The organism is Variovorax sp. DAIF25 (assembly GCF_050711835.1).
Classification (GTDB): Bacteria; Pseudomonadota; Gammaproteobacteria; order Burkholderiales; family Burkholderiaceae_C; genus Variovorax.
Map to the genome: position 1 here is coordinate 3,728,231 of NZ_CP136636.1, position 16,468 is coordinate 3,744,698.

General features: G+C 68.2%; 12 protein-coding genes. All 12 read left to right on the forward strand.

Translation table 11 applies throughout. The features are described from left to right. Positions 1-2: 2 nt before the first annotated feature. Positions 3-1,802 (forward strand): extracellular solute-binding protein, encoded by a 1,800-nt coding sequence (locus R0232_RS17460; RefSeq protein WP_431508871.1) that lies wholly within the window; start codon positions 3-5, stop codon positions 1,800-1,802. Positions 1,803-1,842: 40 nt separating this feature from the next. Beyond that, complete coding sequence (locus tag R0232_RS17465; protein ID WP_093341754.1) at positions 1,843-2,877, forward strand: microcin C ABC transporter permease YejB; 1,035 nt, start codon at positions 1,843-1,845, stop codon at positions 2,875-2,877. 4 nt (positions 2,878-2,881) lie between these two features. After that, positions 2,882-3,940 (forward strand): ABC transporter permease, encoded by a 1,059-nt coding sequence (locus tag R0232_RS17470; RefSeq protein WP_093341756.1) that lies wholly within the window; start codon positions 2,882-2,884, stop codon positions 3,938-3,940. After that, positions 3,937-5,583 (forward strand): ABC transporter ATP-binding protein, encoded by a 1,647-nt coding sequence (locus R0232_RS17475; RefSeq protein ID WP_431508872.1) that lies wholly within the window; start codon positions 3,937-3,939, stop codon positions 5,581-5,583. Before R0232_RS17470 ends, R0232_RS17475 begins: the two co-directional genes overlap by 4 nt. Positions 5,584-5,623: 40 nt before the next feature. Beyond that, complete coding sequence (locus R0232_RS17480; RefSeq protein ID WP_431508873.1) at positions 5,624-6,844, forward strand: YbfB/YjiJ family MFS transporter; 1,221 nt, start codon at positions 5,624-5,626, stop codon at positions 6,842-6,844. A 234-nt stretch (positions 6,845-7,078) separates the two neighbouring features. Beyond that, positions 7,079-7,723, forward strand: a complete 645-nt coding sequence (rimP, locus tag R0232_RS17485; RefSeq protein WP_093341761.1) for a ribosome maturation factor RimP — start codon at positions 7,079-7,081, stop codon at positions 7,721-7,723. Between the two features lie 16 nt (positions 7,724-7,739). After that, a complete protein-coding gene (nusA, locus tag R0232_RS17490) occupies positions 7,740-9,224 on the forward strand; it encodes a transcription termination factor NusA (protein WP_093341763.1) in 1,485 nt (494 codons plus the stop codon). 24 nt (positions 9,225-9,248) lie between these two features. After that, positions 9,249-12,272, forward strand: coding sequence for a translation initiation factor IF-2 (gene infB / locus R0232_RS17495; RefSeq protein WP_093341765.1), 3,024 nt, complete (start codon positions 9,249-9,251; stop codon positions 12,270-12,272). Positions 12,273-12,356: 84 nt separating this feature from the next. Continuing rightward, positions 12,357-12,728: a 30S ribosome-binding factor RbfA gene (gene rbfA, locus R0232_RS17500; protein WP_093341767.1), complete on the forward strand. Its 372-nt coding sequence runs from the start codon at positions 12,357-12,359 to the stop codon at positions 12,726-12,728. 2 nt (positions 12,729-12,730) lie between these two features. Continuing rightward, on the forward strand, positions 12,731-13,687 hold the full coding sequence (truB, locus tag R0232_RS17505; protein WP_431508874.1) for a tRNA pseudouridine(55) synthase TruB: 957 nt from the start codon (positions 12,731-12,733) through the stop codon (positions 13,685-13,687). Beyond that, positions 13,684-15,516, forward strand: coding sequence for a translational GTPase TypA (gene typA / locus R0232_RS17510; protein WP_093341770.1), 1,833 nt, complete (start codon positions 13,684-13,686; stop codon positions 15,514-15,516). The genes truB and typA overlap by 4 nt, the downstream gene beginning before the upstream one ends. Positions 15,517-15,532: 16 nt before the next feature. Next, complete coding sequence (locus tag R0232_RS17515) at positions 15,533-16,456, forward strand: DMT family transporter (RefSeq protein ID WP_431508875.1); 924 nt, start codon at positions 15,533-15,535, stop codon at positions 16,454-16,456. Positions 16,457-16,468: the final 12 nt, after the last annotated feature.

The following is a 16,468-nucleotide window of genomic DNA, read 5'->3' on the forward strand; positions in this document are numbered from 1 at the left end:
GCATGCGAGGTTGGCTGCTCTGGTTCGGTTTGGCGCTCTCGGCGGCCCCTTCGTGGGCCGCCCATGCGTACGCGCAATTCGGCGACGTCAAGTACGCGCCGGGCTTCACGCACTTCGGCTACGTGAATCCGAACGCCCCCAAGGGCGGTGAATTCAGGCTGGTGCCGCCGACCCGGCCCACCAATTTCGACAAGTTCAATCCGTTCACGCTCAAGGGCACCGGGCCCTCGGGCCTCGGCCAGCTGATGTTCGAGAGCCTGATGACCGGCAACTCGGAGGAGCCGACCACCGCCTACGGCCTGCTGGCCGAAGACATCGACGTGGCGCCCGACGGCCTCTCGGTCACCTTCAGGCTCAACCCCAAGGCCCGCTTCAACGACGGCTCGCCGGTGCTGGCGGCCGACGTGGTCTATTCGTTCCAGACCCTGATCGGCCCGCTCGCGGCCCCGCAGTACAAGACCATCTATGCCGAGGTCAAGAAGGCGAGTGCGGTCGGCGAGCGCACGGTGCGCTTCGACTTCGCGAGCCCGAACCGCGAGCTGCCGCTGGTGGTCGGCGGCATGGCGGTGTTCAGCCGCAAATGGGGCGGCGGCAAGCCCTTCGACCAGATCGTGACCGAGGTGCCGATCGCCTCCGGTCCCTACAGGCCCGCGAGCGACCGCCTGGGCCGCGACATCACCTACGTGCGCCGCGCCGACTACTGGGGCGTCGACCTGCCGGTGCGCAAGGGGATGTTCAACTTCGATCGCGTCGCCTACAAGGTCTACCTCGACGAGACCGCGCGCTTCGAGGGCCTGAAGGCCGGCGAGTTCGACTTCATGCGCGAGTTCGTCTCGCGCAACTGGGCGCGCCAGTACAAGGGCAAGCAGTTCGACAACGGCGAGATCGCCAGGCGCGCCTTCGAGAACCACAACCCCGGCGACTTCCAGGGCTACATCTTCAACACGCGCCGCGACAAGTTCAAGGACGTGCGCGTGCGCCAGGCCATCGCCCTCGCGATGGACTTCGAGTGGCTCAACCGCCAGCTCTTCTACGGCATCTACACGCGCGTGCAGGGCTACTTCCCGAACAGCGACTTCCATGCCGACGGCCTGCCCGGGCCGGACGAGCTGGCGCTGATGGAGCCGCTGCGCGCCAAGCTCAAGCCCGAGGTGTTCGGTCCCGCGCCGGTGCCGGCGAGCACCGATCCGCCCGGCAGCCTGCGCGAGAACCTGCGCAAGGCGAGGGCGCTGCTGGCCGAGGCCGGCTGGACCTACCGCGACGGCGCGCTGCGCAACGCGAAGAACGAGGCCTTCACCATCGAGTTCCTCAACGACCAGCCCTCGCTGATCCGCGTGGCGACGCCGCTGCAGACCGCGCTCAAGAAGCTGGGCATCGAGATGAGCTTTCGCACCGTCGACTTCTCGCTGTCGCAGCAGCGCATGCAGAACTACGACTTCGACATGACCTCGATGCGGCTGCCGGGCAACACCGCGCCGGGCGGCGAACTGTTCGAGCTGTTCGGCTCGAAGTCGGCCGAGACGCCGGGCTCCTCCAACTACTGGGGCATCGCCGATCCGGCGGTCGACGCCATCGTCGGCAAGGTGGTGACGGCCACCACGCGCCCCGAGCTCACCACCGCCTTGCGCGTGCTCGACCGCGTGCTCTCGGCCGGCTACTACTCGATCCCGATGTACTACGGCAGCGCCTTCCTGGTCGGCTACCGGCCGGCCGGCGTGGTGCTGCCGCCGACGATTCCGCCGTACTACGATGTCGGCGATTGGGCCCTCGCGACATGGTGGGCCTCGCCGGCCAACAAGTAGCGCCCGCCGCACGAGAAGAGATCCGGAGCACGACAACCGCATGGCCAGCTACATCCTCAAGCGACTGCTGCTGATGATTCCCACGCTCCTGGGCGTGCTGATCATCACCTTCGGCGTGATCCAGTTCGTGCCGGGCGGCCCGGTCGAGCAGATGGTGGCGCAGTTGCAGGGCCGCGATTCGGGCGGCGAGCGGGCCGCGAGCAGCGGTGCCGGCTACCGCGGCCGCCAGGGCCTCGATCCGCAGCGCATCGAGGAGATCAAGAAGCTCTACGGCTTCGACAAGCCGGCCCACGAACGCCTGTGGACCATGCTCAAGTCCTTCGCGCGCTTCGACCTCGGCACCAGCTTCTACCAGCGCAAGGACGTGTGGGAACTGGTCAAGGAGAAGATGCCGGTCTCGATCAGCCTGGGCCTGTGGACCTTCTTCATCAGCTACCTGATCGCGGTGCCGCTGGGCGTGGCCAAGGCGGTGCGCGCCGGCTCGCGCTTCGACTTCTTCACCACGCTGATCGTGCTCGTGGGCTATGCCATTCCGGGCTTCGTGCTCGGCGTGGCGCTGCTGGTGATCTTCGGCGGCCAGCTGCAGTGGTTCCCGCTGCGCGGCCTCACCTCGCCGAACTGGGAGAGCCTGAGCTGGGGGGCGCGCATCGTCGACTACCTCTGGCACATCGCGCTGCCGGTCACGGCCATGGTGATCGGCAGCTTCGCCGTGACGGCGATGCTGACCAAGAACTCCTTCCTCGAGGAGATCCGCAAGCAGTACGTGCTGACCGCGCGCGCCAAGGGCCTCGCCGAGCGGCAGGTGCTCTGGAAGCACGTGTTCCGCAATGCGCTGATCCCGATCATCACGGGCTTTCCGGCCGCCTTCATCGGCGCCTTCTTCACCGGCTCGCTGCTGATCGAGACCCTGTTCACGCTCGACGGCCTGGGCCTGCTGAGCTACGAGAGCGTGATCCGGCGCGACTACCCGGTGGTGCTGGGCACGCTCTACCTGTTCACGCTGATCGGGCTGGTGACCAAGCTGATTTCCGATCTCTGCTACGTCTGGGTCGATCCGAGGGTGAAGTTTGACTGAATCGATGCCCACTCCCGCCGCGCCGCGTCCGCCGGCCAAGTCGGACAGCCCGGGCCGGCGCGCCTGGCGCCGTTTCCGCCGCAATCCGCTGGGCTTCTGGAGCCTGGTCCTGTTCTCCGTGCTGGTGGTGCTGAGCCTGTTCGCCGAGCTGCTGTCCACCGACAAGCCGCTGGTGGTGCGCTACGAGGGCCAGACCTACTTCCCGGTGCTGCGCGACTACTCCGAGAAGACCTTCGGCGGCGACTTCGAGACCCCGGCCGACTACCTCGATCCCTTCATCCGCGACCGCATCACGGCCGGCGCCAACTGGGCGCTCTACGCGCCCAATCCCTACGGTCCGCGCACGCTCAACTACTTCGCCAAGCAGCCCAATCCGGCCGCGCCCTCGGGCGAGAACCTGCTGGGCACCGACGACCGCGGGCGCGACCTGCTGGCGCAACTGATCTACGGCTTCCGGGTCAGCGTGCTGTTCGCGCTGGCGCTCACGGTCGTGGGCGTGGTGTTGGGCATCGCCATCGGCGCGATCCAGGGCTTCTTCGCGGGCAAGACCGACCTGTTCCTGCAGCGGCTGCTCGAGATCTGGGGTTCCATGCCCGAGCTCTACCTGCTGATCATCTTCAGCGCCATCTTCACGCCCAGCGTGCTGCTGCTGCTGGTGCTGCTGAGCCTGTTCGGCTGGATGGCGCTGGCCGACTACGTGCGCGCCGAGTTCCTGCGCAACCGCCAGATGGACTACGTGCGCGCCGCACGCGCGCTCGGCGTGAGCAACCTGCAGATCATGCGGCGCCACATCCTGCCCAACAGCATGGTGCCGGTCGTCACCTTCCTGCCGTTCCGCATGAGCGCGGCGATCCTCGCGCTGACCTCGCTCGACTTCCTCGGGCTCGGCGTGCCGCCGGGCACGCCCTCGCTGGGCGAACTGCTCAACCAGGGCAAGGCGAACATCGACGCCTGGTGGATCTCGATGTCCACCTTCGGCGTGCTGGTCTTCACCTTGATGCTGCTGACCTTCATGGGCGACGCGCTGCGCGACGCCCTCGATCCACGGAAGGCCGACAAGTGAAGCCGGGCGAATCCTCCCTCGCGGCCGGCGCGCCGCTGCTCGACGTGCGCGGCCTGCGCGTGGCCTTCGGCGGCAAGCCGGTGGTGCACGGCGTCGATTTCCGGATCGCGGCCGGCGAGAAGTTCGCGCTGGTGGGCGAGTCGGGCTCGGGCAAGACCGTCACCGCGCTGTCGCTGCTGCGGCTGGTGCAGAACGCCGAGCTCTCGGGTTCGGCGCGGCTGTTCGATGCAGAGCGTGCGCAGGACGGACGTGACCTGCTGTCGATCCCCGAGCGCGAGCTGCGCGGCATCCGCGGCAAGGAGATCGCGATGATCTTCCAGGAGCCGATGACCGCGCTCAACGCGCTCTACAGCGTGGGCGACCAGATCGCCGAGGTGCTGCAGCTGCACGAGGGCCTGCCGGCACGCGCCGCGCAGGAGGCTGCGGTGCAACTGCTGGCCGACACCGGCATTCCCGAGCCGGCGCGGCGCGCGCGCGCGCTACCGCACCAGCTCTCGGGCGGCCAGCGCCAGCGCGCCATGATCGCCATGGCGCTGGCCTGCCGGCCGCGCCTGCTGCTGGCCGACGAACCGACCACCGCGCTCGACGTGACGGTGCGGGCCCAGATCCTCGAACTGCTGGCCGAGCTGCAGCGCAAGTACGGCATGGCGGTGCTGCTGATCACCCACGACCTGAACCTGGTGCGGCATTTCGCCGACCGCGTCGCGGTGATGGAGCAGGGCCACATCGTCGAGCACGGCCCGGTGGCGACCGTGTTCGAGGCGCCGCAACATCCCTACACGCGCAAGCTGATCGACAGCCATCCCACGCGCGACGTGACGCCCGCGCCGGCGCGGCCCGACGCGGCGCCGATCCTCTCGGCCTCGGGCTTGCGCGTGAGCTACCCGGTGCCCAGGCCCGGTTTCGCCGGCTGGTTCGGCAAGGGCGAGTTCGTGGCGGTGCAGGGCGCCGAGTTCCGCATCGCGCCCGGCGAAACCCTGGGCGTGGTCGGCGAGTCGGGCTCGGGCAAGTCGACCCTGGCGCTGGCCGCGCTGGGGCTGCTGCGCTTCCAGGGCGCGCTCAAGGTCGAGGGGCAGGGCTGGGGGCAGGGCCAGGCTTCGGACCTCGCGCTGCGGCGCGCGATGCAGGTGGTGTTCCAGGACCCGTTCTCCTCGCTGTCGCCGCGCATGACCGTCGAGCAGATCGTCGGCGAGGGCCTGCTGGTGCATGCGCCCGAGCTCAAGGCCGCCGACCGGCGCGCGCGGGCGCTGCAGGCGCTGGCCGACGTCGGGCTCACCGAGGCGCAGTTCCCGGCGCTGCTCGACCGCTATCCGCACGAGTTCTCGGGCGGGCAGCGGCAGCGGCTGGCGATCGCGCGCGCGCTGATCGTCGATCCGCGCCTGCTGGTGCTCGACGAGCCCACCAGCGCGCTCGACGTCACGATCCAGAAGCAGGTGCTGGGGCTGCTGCAGCGGCTGCAGCGCGAACGCGGGCTGAGCTATCTGCTGATCACGCACGACGTGGAGGTGATCCGCGCCATGGCGCACCAGGTCATCGTCATGAAGGACGGGGCGATCCTCGAATCGGGCCCGGTCGACCGGGTGCTCGACGCGCCCGAACACCCCTACACGCAGAAACTGGTGGCCGCCGCGCAACTGGCCTGACGGCGATCGCGACCCACAACAACGAGCATTGCGCGAAAAGATGTCGGAAATCGGACAAGACAGGCGCGGCGCCTGGCGGGCGGCGCTCGCCTGCATGGTGACGCTGGCGGTGGCCATGGGGCTGGGGCGCTTCGCCTTCACGCCGATGCTGCCGATCATGCTGCACGAGGGCAAGCTCGAGCTCGAGGCCGGCGGGCTGCTGGCCTCGCTCAACTACCTCGGCTATTTCGTCGGCGCGGTGAGCTGCGCCGCCATCGGCGTGCGCGCCAAGACCATGGTGCGCGGCGGCCTGCTGGCCACCGCCGTGCTGCTGATCGGCATGGGGCTCTTGCACAGCTTCGGTGCCTGGGGCGTGCTGCGCGCGGCGGCCGGCGTGATGAGCGCCTGGGTGTTCGTGTTCGCCTCGAGCTGGGGCCTGCGCCGGCTGGCCGAAACGCGTTCGCCGGCGCTCGGTGGCGTGATCTACACCGGCCCCGGCGTCGGCATCGCCATGACGGGGCTGCTGGGCGGGGCGCTCGGCCGCTGGGGATCGGAAACCGGCTGGATCGGCCTGGGCCTGCTGGCGCTGGTGCTGATCGCGGTGATCTGGCGCGTCTTCAACGACGGCGAGCAGGCCGTGGCCGGCGGCGCGGCGCCCGCGCCGGTCGCGGCGCCGAGCGCGCAGGACTCGGCCGCGGCGCGCGCCGACGCCCTCTGGCTGGTGGCGCTCTACGGGCTGGCGGGCTTCGGCTACATCATCACCGCCACCTTCCTGCCGGTGATCGCGCGCCAGGCGCTGCCGGGCTCGTTCTGGCCCGACTATTTCTGGCCGCTGTTCGGCGCCGCCATCATCCCGGGCGCCCTGATCGGTGCGCGCGCGCCGGTGCACTGGGACAACCGGCTGCTGCTGGCGATCGCCTATGCGCTGCAGGCGGTCGGGGTGGTGCTGTCGGTGGCCTGGCCCAGCGTGGTCGGCTTCGCCCTCGGCAGCTTGCTGCTGGGCATGCCGTTCACCGCGATCACGCTGTTCGCGGTGCGCGACGCGCGCCGGCTGCGCGGCAACGCGGCGGCCGGGCTGATCGGCTATGCGACCGCCTCGTACGGCGTGGGGCAGATCATCGGCCCGCTGTTCGCGGCGCCGCTGGCGCAGCGCACCGGTTCGTTCCAGATCCCGCTGCTGGTGGCGGCGGCCGCGCTGGCGCTGGGCGCGGTGCTTTTCGCGGCCGTCTGGGCGCGTTCCAGGCGCGTCGCCGCCGCCCGCGAAAGGGCCGCCACGCCCTGAGCCGTGCACGGGTGTGGCCCGCTTGCAGAAGTGGCCCTTCATTTATCACAGAAGTGGCATATAATTCGAGGCTCACGACCAAACGGGCGGGTACCAACCGCCCGTTTTTTTTGGTCCATCCGTTCTCGGATCGCTGGGCAAGACCCGGTTTCTCACGGATTTTTTATCGATCGCGCGGTACCTGGCGGGCGGGTCCTGCGCATCGTTGACTGAATAAAAGGCACCTTCGAACACGTGGCATTGCAGCAGACAGTGGAACAAACCGTGGCCGGTCTCGGCTACGACCTGGTCGAGATCGAACGCTCGGCGGGAGGATTGCTGCGCGTGACGATTGATTTGCCGTGGACGGCCCCCACATCGGAGGCTCTCGCCGCCGGCACTCCCGAGCCCTTCGTCACGGTCGAGGACTGCGAGAAGGTCACGCGACAGCTCCAGTTCGCGCTCGAGGTGGATGGCGCCGACTACAAGCGGCTCGAGGTGTCCTCGCCGGGTATCGACCGTCCGCTGCGCCACGAGAAGGATTTCGAGCGCTTCGAGGGCGAGGTGATCGACATCACGCTGAAGGCGCCGATCGGCGAGGCGGCGGCCGGCCAGGTGTCGGCCAATCGCAAGAAGTTTCGCGGCACGCTCGAGCGGGCCGCACAGGCGGAAGGGGCCGACGGCCCTCAGGGCTGGCAGATCGTCTGGAGCGACGAGCCGGAGCCCAAGCCGGGTCAGAAAGTCAGCAGGAAGCGCGCGCCGGCACCGTTGCAGGCGCTGGGCTTCGTGCTGGACGAGCTGCGCGAAGCGCGGCTGGCACCCATCGTGGATTTCAAGGGGCGCAAGCCCAGGGCCCGTCAGGGCTCGCAGGACATTGGCGGAACAAAGGTTCCGGACTGACTAGAGGAGTGGTGGCATGAATCGCGAAATGTTGATGTTGGTGGATGCGATCTCGCGCGAGAAGAACGTCGAGCGTGACGTCGTCTTCGGCGCGGTCGAGTCCGCGCTGGCGCAGGCCACCAAGAAGCTGTACCAGGGCGAGGTGGACATCCGCGTCGCCGTCGACCGCGACAGCGGCGACTACGAGACCTTCCGTCGCTGGCACGTGGTGCCCGACGAAGCCGGCCTGCAGCAGCCCGACCAGGAAATCCTGCTGTTCGAGGCCAAGGAAGAGATGCCCGACATCGAGGTCGACGAGTACATCGAGGAATCGGTGGACTCGGTGCCGATCGGCCGCATCGGCGCCATGGCCGCCAAGCAGGTGATCCTGCAGAAGATCCGCGACGCCGAGCGCGAGATGCTGCTCAACGACTTCATGTCGCGCGGCGACAAGATCTTCGTGGGCACCGTCAAGCGCCTGGACAAGGGCGACATCATCGTCGAGGCCGGTCGCGTCGAAGGCCGCCTGCGCCGCAGCGAGATGATCGCCAAGGAAAACCTGCGCAACGGCGACCGCGTGCGCGCCATGATCATGGAGGTCGACCTGACGCTGCGCGGCGCGCCGATCATCCTGTCGCGCTCGGCCCCCGAGTTCATGATCGAGCTGTTCCGCCAGGAAGTGCCCGAGATCGAGCAGGGCCTGCTCGAGATCAAGAGCTGCGCCCGCGACCCCGGTTCGCGCGCCAAGATCGCCGTGCTCTCGCACGACAAGCGCGTCGATCCGATCGGCACCTGCGTCGGCGTGCGCGGCACGCGCGTCAACGCCGTGACCAACGAGCTCGCCGGCGAGCGCGTGGACATCGTGCTGTGGAGCGAGGACCCGGCCCAATTCGTGATCGGCGCCCTGGCGCCGGCCAACGTGTCGTCCATCGTGGTGGACGAGGAAAAGCACGCCATGGACGTGGTGGTCGACGAGGAAAATCTCGCGATCGCGATCGGCCGTGGCGGCCAGAACGTGCGTCTGGCTTCCGAGCTCACCGGCTGGAAGATCAACATCATGGACGCCAACGAGTCGGCCCAGAAGCAGGCGAACGAAACCGACGCCGCGCGCCGCCTGTTCATGGAGAAGCTCGACGTCGACGAGGAAATCGCGGACATCCTGATCTCCGAGGGCTTCACCAGCCTCGAGGAAGTGGCCTACGTGCCGATCTCCGAGATGCTCGAGATCGAAGCCTTCGACGAAGACACGGTCAACGAACTGCGCTCGCGTGCCAAGGATGCGCTGCTGACCATGGAAATCGCCAAGGAAGAGGGCGTCGATACCGTCTCGCAGAACCTGCGCGACCTCGAAGGCCTGAACCCCGACCTGATTCCGAAGCTGGCCGAGGCGGGGGTGAACACCCGCGACGACCTGGCCGACCTCGCGGTCGATGAACTCACCGAGATCACCGGCCTGAGCGCCGATGACGCCAAAACCCTCATCTTGAAGGCCCGCGAACACTGGTTCGCTGGCCAAGAGTGATGGTCATGGAGGCACGAAACGAATATGTCCAGTACCACTGTCGCCGAGTTCGCGAATGAACTCAAGAAGACTCCCGAAACCTTGCTCGATCAGCTTCGCAGCGCCGGCGTGCCCAAAGCGGCCGCCAGCGACGCGCTGACCGAGTCGGACAAGCAGCGCCTGCTCGGTTTCCTGAAGGCCAGCCACGGCACTGTCGAGCCCGAGCGCAAGAAGATCACGTTGACCAAGAAGTCGACCAGCGAGATCAAGCAGGCCGACGCCACCGGTCGCGCCCGCACGATCCAGGTCGAGGTGCGCAAGAAGCGCACCTTCATCCAGCGCGACGAAGGCCCCGCGGGTGCCGTCGAGGCCCCGGCACCGGTTGCCGCCGCGCCCGTCGCCGCGCCGGCCGAGCCGGCCGCGCCGCGCATCGATGAAGCCGAACTCGCCCGCCGCGAGGAGGAAGCCCGCCGCCAGGCCGAGCTGATCCGCCGCCAGGAAGAAGAGCTGGCCGAGAAGCGTCGCCAGCGCGAGGAAACCGAAGCGCGCGAACGCGAGAAGGTCGAACGCGCCGAGCAGGCCGAACAGGCCGAGCAGGCACGCCAGGAAGCCGCGCAGGCGGCTCGCCAGGAAGCCCAGAAGAAGGCCGAGACGGCCGCCGAAGCGGCCAAGCCGGTCGCGCGCAGCTCCGCCAATAGCGCCGCCAAGGCCGAGGCCGAAGTCGCCGCGCTGAAGGAAGCCGCGGAAGCGCAGGTCGTCGCCGCCAAGCAGGCCGCCGAGGCCAAGGCCGCGGCCCAGGCCGCCGCCACGCAGGCCAAGGAAGACGCGAAGGCCAAGGCCGCCGCCGAATCCAAGGCCCGTGCCGACGAGGAAGCCGCGCGTGCGCGCGATCTCGACGAGCGCCGCCGCAAGGCTCTGGCCGAAGCCGAAGCCATCCGCGCCATGATGAATGCACCGGCCCGCGTGCTGGTGCCGCACAAGGTCGAGAAGCCGGTCGCCGAGGTCAAGCCCGCCGGTGGCGTCAAGGGCACGCTGCACAAGCCGACCGCGCCCGCGGCCCGCGCCGGAGCTCCGGCCGCGCCGGGTGCTGCGGCTGCGCCTGCCGGCGGTGCCGCCGGCAAGGAAGTGAAATCGGCCAAGCTCTCCTCGAGCTGGGCCGGCGACACCGCCAAGAAGAAGGAAATCAAGACCCGCGGCGACGCGAGCGGCGGCGTGGGCCGTGGCAACTGGCGCGGCGGTCCGCGCGGACGCCGCGGCAACGACCGTGGCCACGACGACCAGCAGCACGCACCGGCAGCACCGGTCGAGGCCCGCATCATCGAGGTGCACGTGCCGGAAACCATCACGGTGTCCGAGCTCGCGCACAAGATGTCGGTCAAGGCGTCCGAGGTGATCAAGCAGCTGATGAAGCTGGGCCAGATGGCCACGATGAACCAGGCGCTCGACCAGGACACCGCGATGATCGTGGTGGAGGAAATGGGTCACAACGCGGTGGTTGCCGCACTCGACGATCCCGAAGCCTTCACCGACGAGGACGTGTCGGCGCAAACCGCCGAAGCCCTGCCGCGCGCACCGGTCGTGACCGTCATGGGCCACGTCGACCACGGCAAGACCTCGCTGCTGGACTACATCCGCCGCGCCAAGGTGGCCGCGGGCGAAGCCGGCGGCATCACGCAGCACATCGGTGCCTACCATGTGGAAACCGAACGCGGCATGGTGTCGTTCCTCGACACCCCGGGTCACGAGGCGTTCACCGCCATGCGTGCCCGCGGTGCGCAGGCCACCGATATCGTGATCCTGGTGGTGGCGGCCGACGACGGCGTCATGCCCCAGACCAAGGAAGCCATCAAGCACGCGAAGGCGGCGGGTGTGCCGATCGTGGTCGCGATCAACAAGATCGACAAGCCCGATGCCAACCTGGACCGCGTGAAGCAGGAACTGGTGGCCGAAGAGGTGGTGCCCGAGGAGTACGGCGGCGACGTTCCGTTCGTCGGCGTCTCGGCCAAGACCGGCCAGGGTATCGACGACCTGCTCGAGCAGGTGCTGCTGCAGGCCGAAGTGCTGGAACTCAAGGCGCCGGTGGATGCCGCCGCCAAGGGCCTGGTCATCGAAGCCCAGCTCGACAAGGGCCGCGGCCCGGTCGCGACCGTGCTGGTTCAGTCCGGCACGCTCAAGACCGGCGACGTGGTGCTGGCCGGCTCGACCTATGGCCGCGTGCGCGCCATGCTCGACGAGGACGGCAAGCCGACCAAGACGGCCGGTCCGTCGATCCCGGTCGAGATCCAGGGCCTGACCGAAGTGCCGCAGGCCGGCGACGAGTTCATGGTGATGAGCGACGAGCGCCGTGCGCGCGAAATCGCCACCTACCGTGCCGGCAAGTTCCGCAACACCAAGTTGGCGAAGCTGCAGGCCGCGAACCTGCAGAACATGTTCACCGACCTGTCGGCGGGCGAAGTGCAGACGCTGCGCATCATCATCAAGGCCGACGTGCAGGGCTCGCAGGAAGCGCTCGCGCAATCGCTGCTCAAGCTCGCGACCGACGAGGTCAAGGTGCAGGTGGTGTATGCAGGCGTGGGCGGCATCAGCGAAAGCGACATCAACCTCGCGATCGCCTCGAAGGCGGTGGTGATCGGCTTCAACGTGCGGGCCGATGCCGGCGCGCGCAAGCTGGCCGAGGGCAATGGTGTCCAGCTCAACTACTACAGCATCATTTACGACGCGGTGGACGAGATCAAGGTCGCCATGTCGGGCATGCTGGCACCGGAGCGCCGCGAGGAAATCATCGGCTCGGCCGAGATCCGCACGGTGTTCGTGGCCTCGAAGATCGGTACCGTGGCCGGTTCGTACGTCACCTCGGGCTATGTCACCCGCAGCTCGCACTTCCGCCTGCTGCGCGACAACGTGGTGGTCTACACCGGCGAAGTCGACTCGCTCAAGCGCATGAAGGACGACGTCCGCGAAGTGCGCGAAGGCTTCGAGTGCGGTATCAAGCTCAAGAACTACAACGACATCAAGGAAGGCGATCAACTCGAATTCTTCGAAATCAAGGAGATCGCCCGGACGCTGTAAACGGACGGTCGAACGCGCAGGTCGCGAAGCGCCGAGCTTCGCGATCTGCGCTTTCCACATCCGGGAACGCTTCCGCATTCGCCAATGCCCAAAAGAAAAGCCGCCACTCCCAACCGCGCCTTCAAGGTCGCCGATCAGATCCAGCGCGATCTGACGGAGCTGATCGCGCGCGAGTTGAAGGACCCGCGCGTGGGCATGGTCACGTTGCAGGCGGTGGAAGTCACGCCCGACTATGCGCACGCGAAGATCTTCTTCAGCCTGCTCACCGGCGACGTGGACGAGACCACCGAAGCGCTCAACCAGGCCGCGGGCTTCCTGCGCAACGGCCTGTTCAAGCGCCTGCACATCCATACCGTGCCCACGCTGCACTTCGTGTTCGACCGCACCACCGAGCGTGCCGCCGACATGAACGCGCTGATCGCGCAGGCCGTCGCTTCGCGTTCGAAAGACGACTAGCCATGAATGCGCCACGCACAAGGGTGCAGCGGCGCCCTGTGCATGGGGTGTTGCTGCTCGACAAACCGCTGGGACTGTCCAGCAACCAGGCCTTGCAGAAGGCCAAGTGGCTGCTGCGCGCCGAGAAGGCGGGCCATACCGGCACGCTCGATCCGCTGGCCACCGGCGTGCTGCCGCTGTGCTTCGGCGCGGCCACCAAGTTCAGCCAGCTGCACCTCGACGCCAACAAGACCTACGTCGCCACCGCGCGGCTGGGCATCCGCACCGCCACCGGCGATGCCGAGGGCGAGGTGATCGCCGAGCGCCCGGTCCAGGTCACGGCCAATGACCTGGCGCGCGCCGAGGCGCTGTTCACCGGCCCGATCCGCCAGGTGCCGCCGATGCACAGCGCGCTCAAGAAGGACGGCAAGGCACTCTATGAATACGCGCGCGAGGGCATCGAGGTCGAGCGCGCGCCGCGCGACGTCGTCATCCATGCGCTGAAGATCGCGCAGACCGCGGCCGATGCCATCCGCATCGAGGCCTCGGTCAGCAAGGGCACCTACATCCGCACCCTGGGCGAGGACATCGGCGAGGCGCTGGGCTGCGGCGCCCACCTGAGCTCGCTGCGCCGCACCGCCACCGGCGGCTTCGTGGCGGCCCAGTGCATCACGCTCGAGGCCCTCGAGGCCATGGACGAGGACGAGCGGCTGGCCCGGTTGTTGCCTGCCGAATGCCTGGTCGAGGGCCACACGATCGTCACGCTGGGCAGCGAGGATGCAGGGCGCTTTCTGTCCGGCCTGCGTCGGCGCGGGCCGTGGGCCGATGCGGCCCGGGTCGCGGTGTTCGGCGAATCGCCCCCGACCTTCCTCGGCACGGCCCACGTGGCCGCCCATGAACTGATCCCGGGGCGCTTGCTGAACCCCATCGAAATCCAGCAAATTCTTTTGAACGCACCACAGACCGAAGCGACACCATGACCAAGCAAATCCGCAATATCGCCATCATTGCCCACGTGGACCATGGCAAGACCACGATGGTCGACCAGCTGCTGCGCCAATCGGGCACCTTCGCCGAGCACGAGAAGGTCGTCGACACGGTGATGGACAACAACGCGATCGAAAAGGAACGTGGCATCACGATCCTGGCGAAGAACTGCGCCGTGACCTGGCAGGGCACGCACATCAACATCGTCGACACCCCCGGCCACGCGGACTTCGGCGGTGAAGTGGAACGCGCGCTGTCGATGGTCGACGGCGTGGTGCTGCTGATCGACGCGCAGGAAGGCCCGATGCCGCAGACGCGCTTCGTGACCAAGAAGGCACTGGCCCTGGGCCTGAAGCCGATCCTGGTGGTGAACAAGGTCGACAAGCCCGGCGCCAACCCCGACAAGGTGGTCAACGCCGCCTTCGACCTGTTCGACAAGCTCGGCGCGACCGACGAACAGCTCGACTTCCCCGTGGTCTACGCCTCGGGCATCAATGGCTGGTCCTCGCTCGAAGAGGGCGCGCCCGGCGAGCAGTGGGGTCCCGACATGTCGGCCCTGTTCGACACCATCCTGAAGCACGTGCCCTCGCAGAAGGGCGACCCGGCCGCGCCGCTGCAGCTGCAGATCTCGGCCCTCGACTTCTCGACCTTCGTCGGCCGCATCGGCGTGGGCCGTATCAGCCAGGGCACCCTGAAGCCGATGATGGACGTGCTGGTGATGGAAGGCCCGGACGGCCAGTCCGTCAAGGGCCGCATCAACCAGGTGCTGACCTTCCAGGGCCTGGACCGCGTGCAGGCCACCGAAGCCGGCCCGGGCGAGATCGTGCTGATCAACGGCATCGCCGACATCGGCATCGGCGTCACCGTGACCGACCCCGCGAGCCCGGCGCCGCTGCCGATGCTCAAGGTCGACGAGCCCACGCTGACCATGAACTTCTGCGTCAACACCAGCCCGCTGGCCGGCCGCGAAGGCAAGTACGTCACCAGCCGCCAGATCTGGGACCGCCTGCAGAAGGAACTGCAGCACAACGTGGCGCTGCGCGTGAACGAGACCGACGAAGAAGGCGTGTTCGAGGTCATGGGCCGCGGTGAACTGCACCTGACCATCCTGCTGGAGAACATGCGCCGCGAAGGCTACGAGATGGCCGTCTCGAAGCCGCGCGTGGTGTTCCGCAACGTCAACGGCGAGAAGCACGAGCCGATCGAGCTGGTGACGGCCGACATCGAGGAGCAGCACCAGGGCGGCGTGATGCAGGCCCTGGGCGAGCGCAAGGGCGAACTGGTCAACATGGAACCGGACGGCCGTGGCCGCGTGCGCCTCGAGTACCGCATCCCGGCGCGCGGCCTGATCGGCTTCACCAACGAATTCCTGAACCTGACGCGCGGTTCGGGCCTGATCAGCAACATCTTCGACAGCTACGAACCGCACAAGGGCGAGATCGGCAGCCGCAAGAACGGCGTGCTGATCTCGATGGACGACGGTGAAATCTTCACCTACGCCCTCGGCAAGCTCGACGACCGCGGCCGCATGTTCGTGAAGGCGAACGATCCGGTGTACGAAGGCATGATCGTCGGCATCCACAGCCGCGACAACGACCTGGTGGTGAACGCCACCCGCACCAAGCAGCTCACGAACTTCCGCGTCTCGGGCAAGGAAGACGCGATCAAGATCACGCCGCCGATCGACCTCACGCTCGAATACGGCGTCGAGTTCATCGAGGACGACGAGCTGGTCGAGATCACGCCCAAGAGCGTGCGCCTGCGCAAGCGCTTCCTCAAGGAACACGAGCGCAAGCGCGCGAGCCGCGAATCGGCCGTCTGAGGACCGCCTCCGCGCCATGCCCCTGCACCTGACCCACGGCGGCGCCGTGGGGCTGATGGTGGCCGTGACCCTGATGTGGGGCACGGCGGGCATGGTCACGCGCCATCTCGAGGGCGCGCACAGTTTCGAGATCACCTTCTGGCGCGGCCTGTTCACCGTGCTGTCGCTGTGCGCGATCCTGCCGCTGTGGCGCGGGCCGAAGGTGTTCCGCGCGCTGCTGGCCGGCGGGCGCGAGCTCTGGATCTCGGGCCTGTGCTGGGCCGTGATGTTCACGGCCTTCATGGTGGCGCTCACGCTGGCGTCCACCGCCAGCGTGCTGGTCACCATGTCGCTCGGGCCGCTGCTCACCGCGCTCGCGGCGCGGCTGTTCATCGGCCACAGGCTGCCGGCGCGCACCTGGCTCGCCATCGTGGTGGCGGGGCTGGGCATCGGATGGATGTACGGCGCGCAGCTGCTCGGTGGTGCGGGTGGATCGCTGCTGGGCACGCTGGTGGCGTTGTGCGTGCCGCTGGCCGGCGCCGCCAACTGGACCGTGGTGCAGCATGCGCAGGCCAAGGGCCAGCGCATCGACCTCGTGCCCGCGGTGCTGATCGGCGCCGTGCTGTGCACGCTCGCCACCTTGCCGCTGGCCATGCCGTTCCGCGCCAGCGCGCACGACCTCGGCCTGCTGGCTTTTCTCGGCCTGTTCCAGCTCGCGATCCCCTGCGTGCTGTCGGTGCTGTGCGCCAGTGTGCTGAAGGCGCCCGAGGTGGCGCTGCTGGCCCTGCTCGAGGTGATCTTCGGCATCGCGCTGGCCTGGCTCGGTGCGAACGAGAGGCCGGCCCCCAGCGTGCTGACCGGCGGCGCCATGGTGATCGGCGCGCTGCTGTTCAACGAGCTGCTGGCGCTGCGCGGTCGGCGCACGACGGTGGCCGACCAGGCCGTGCCGGGCGCGCACTGAGCGCGCCAATCG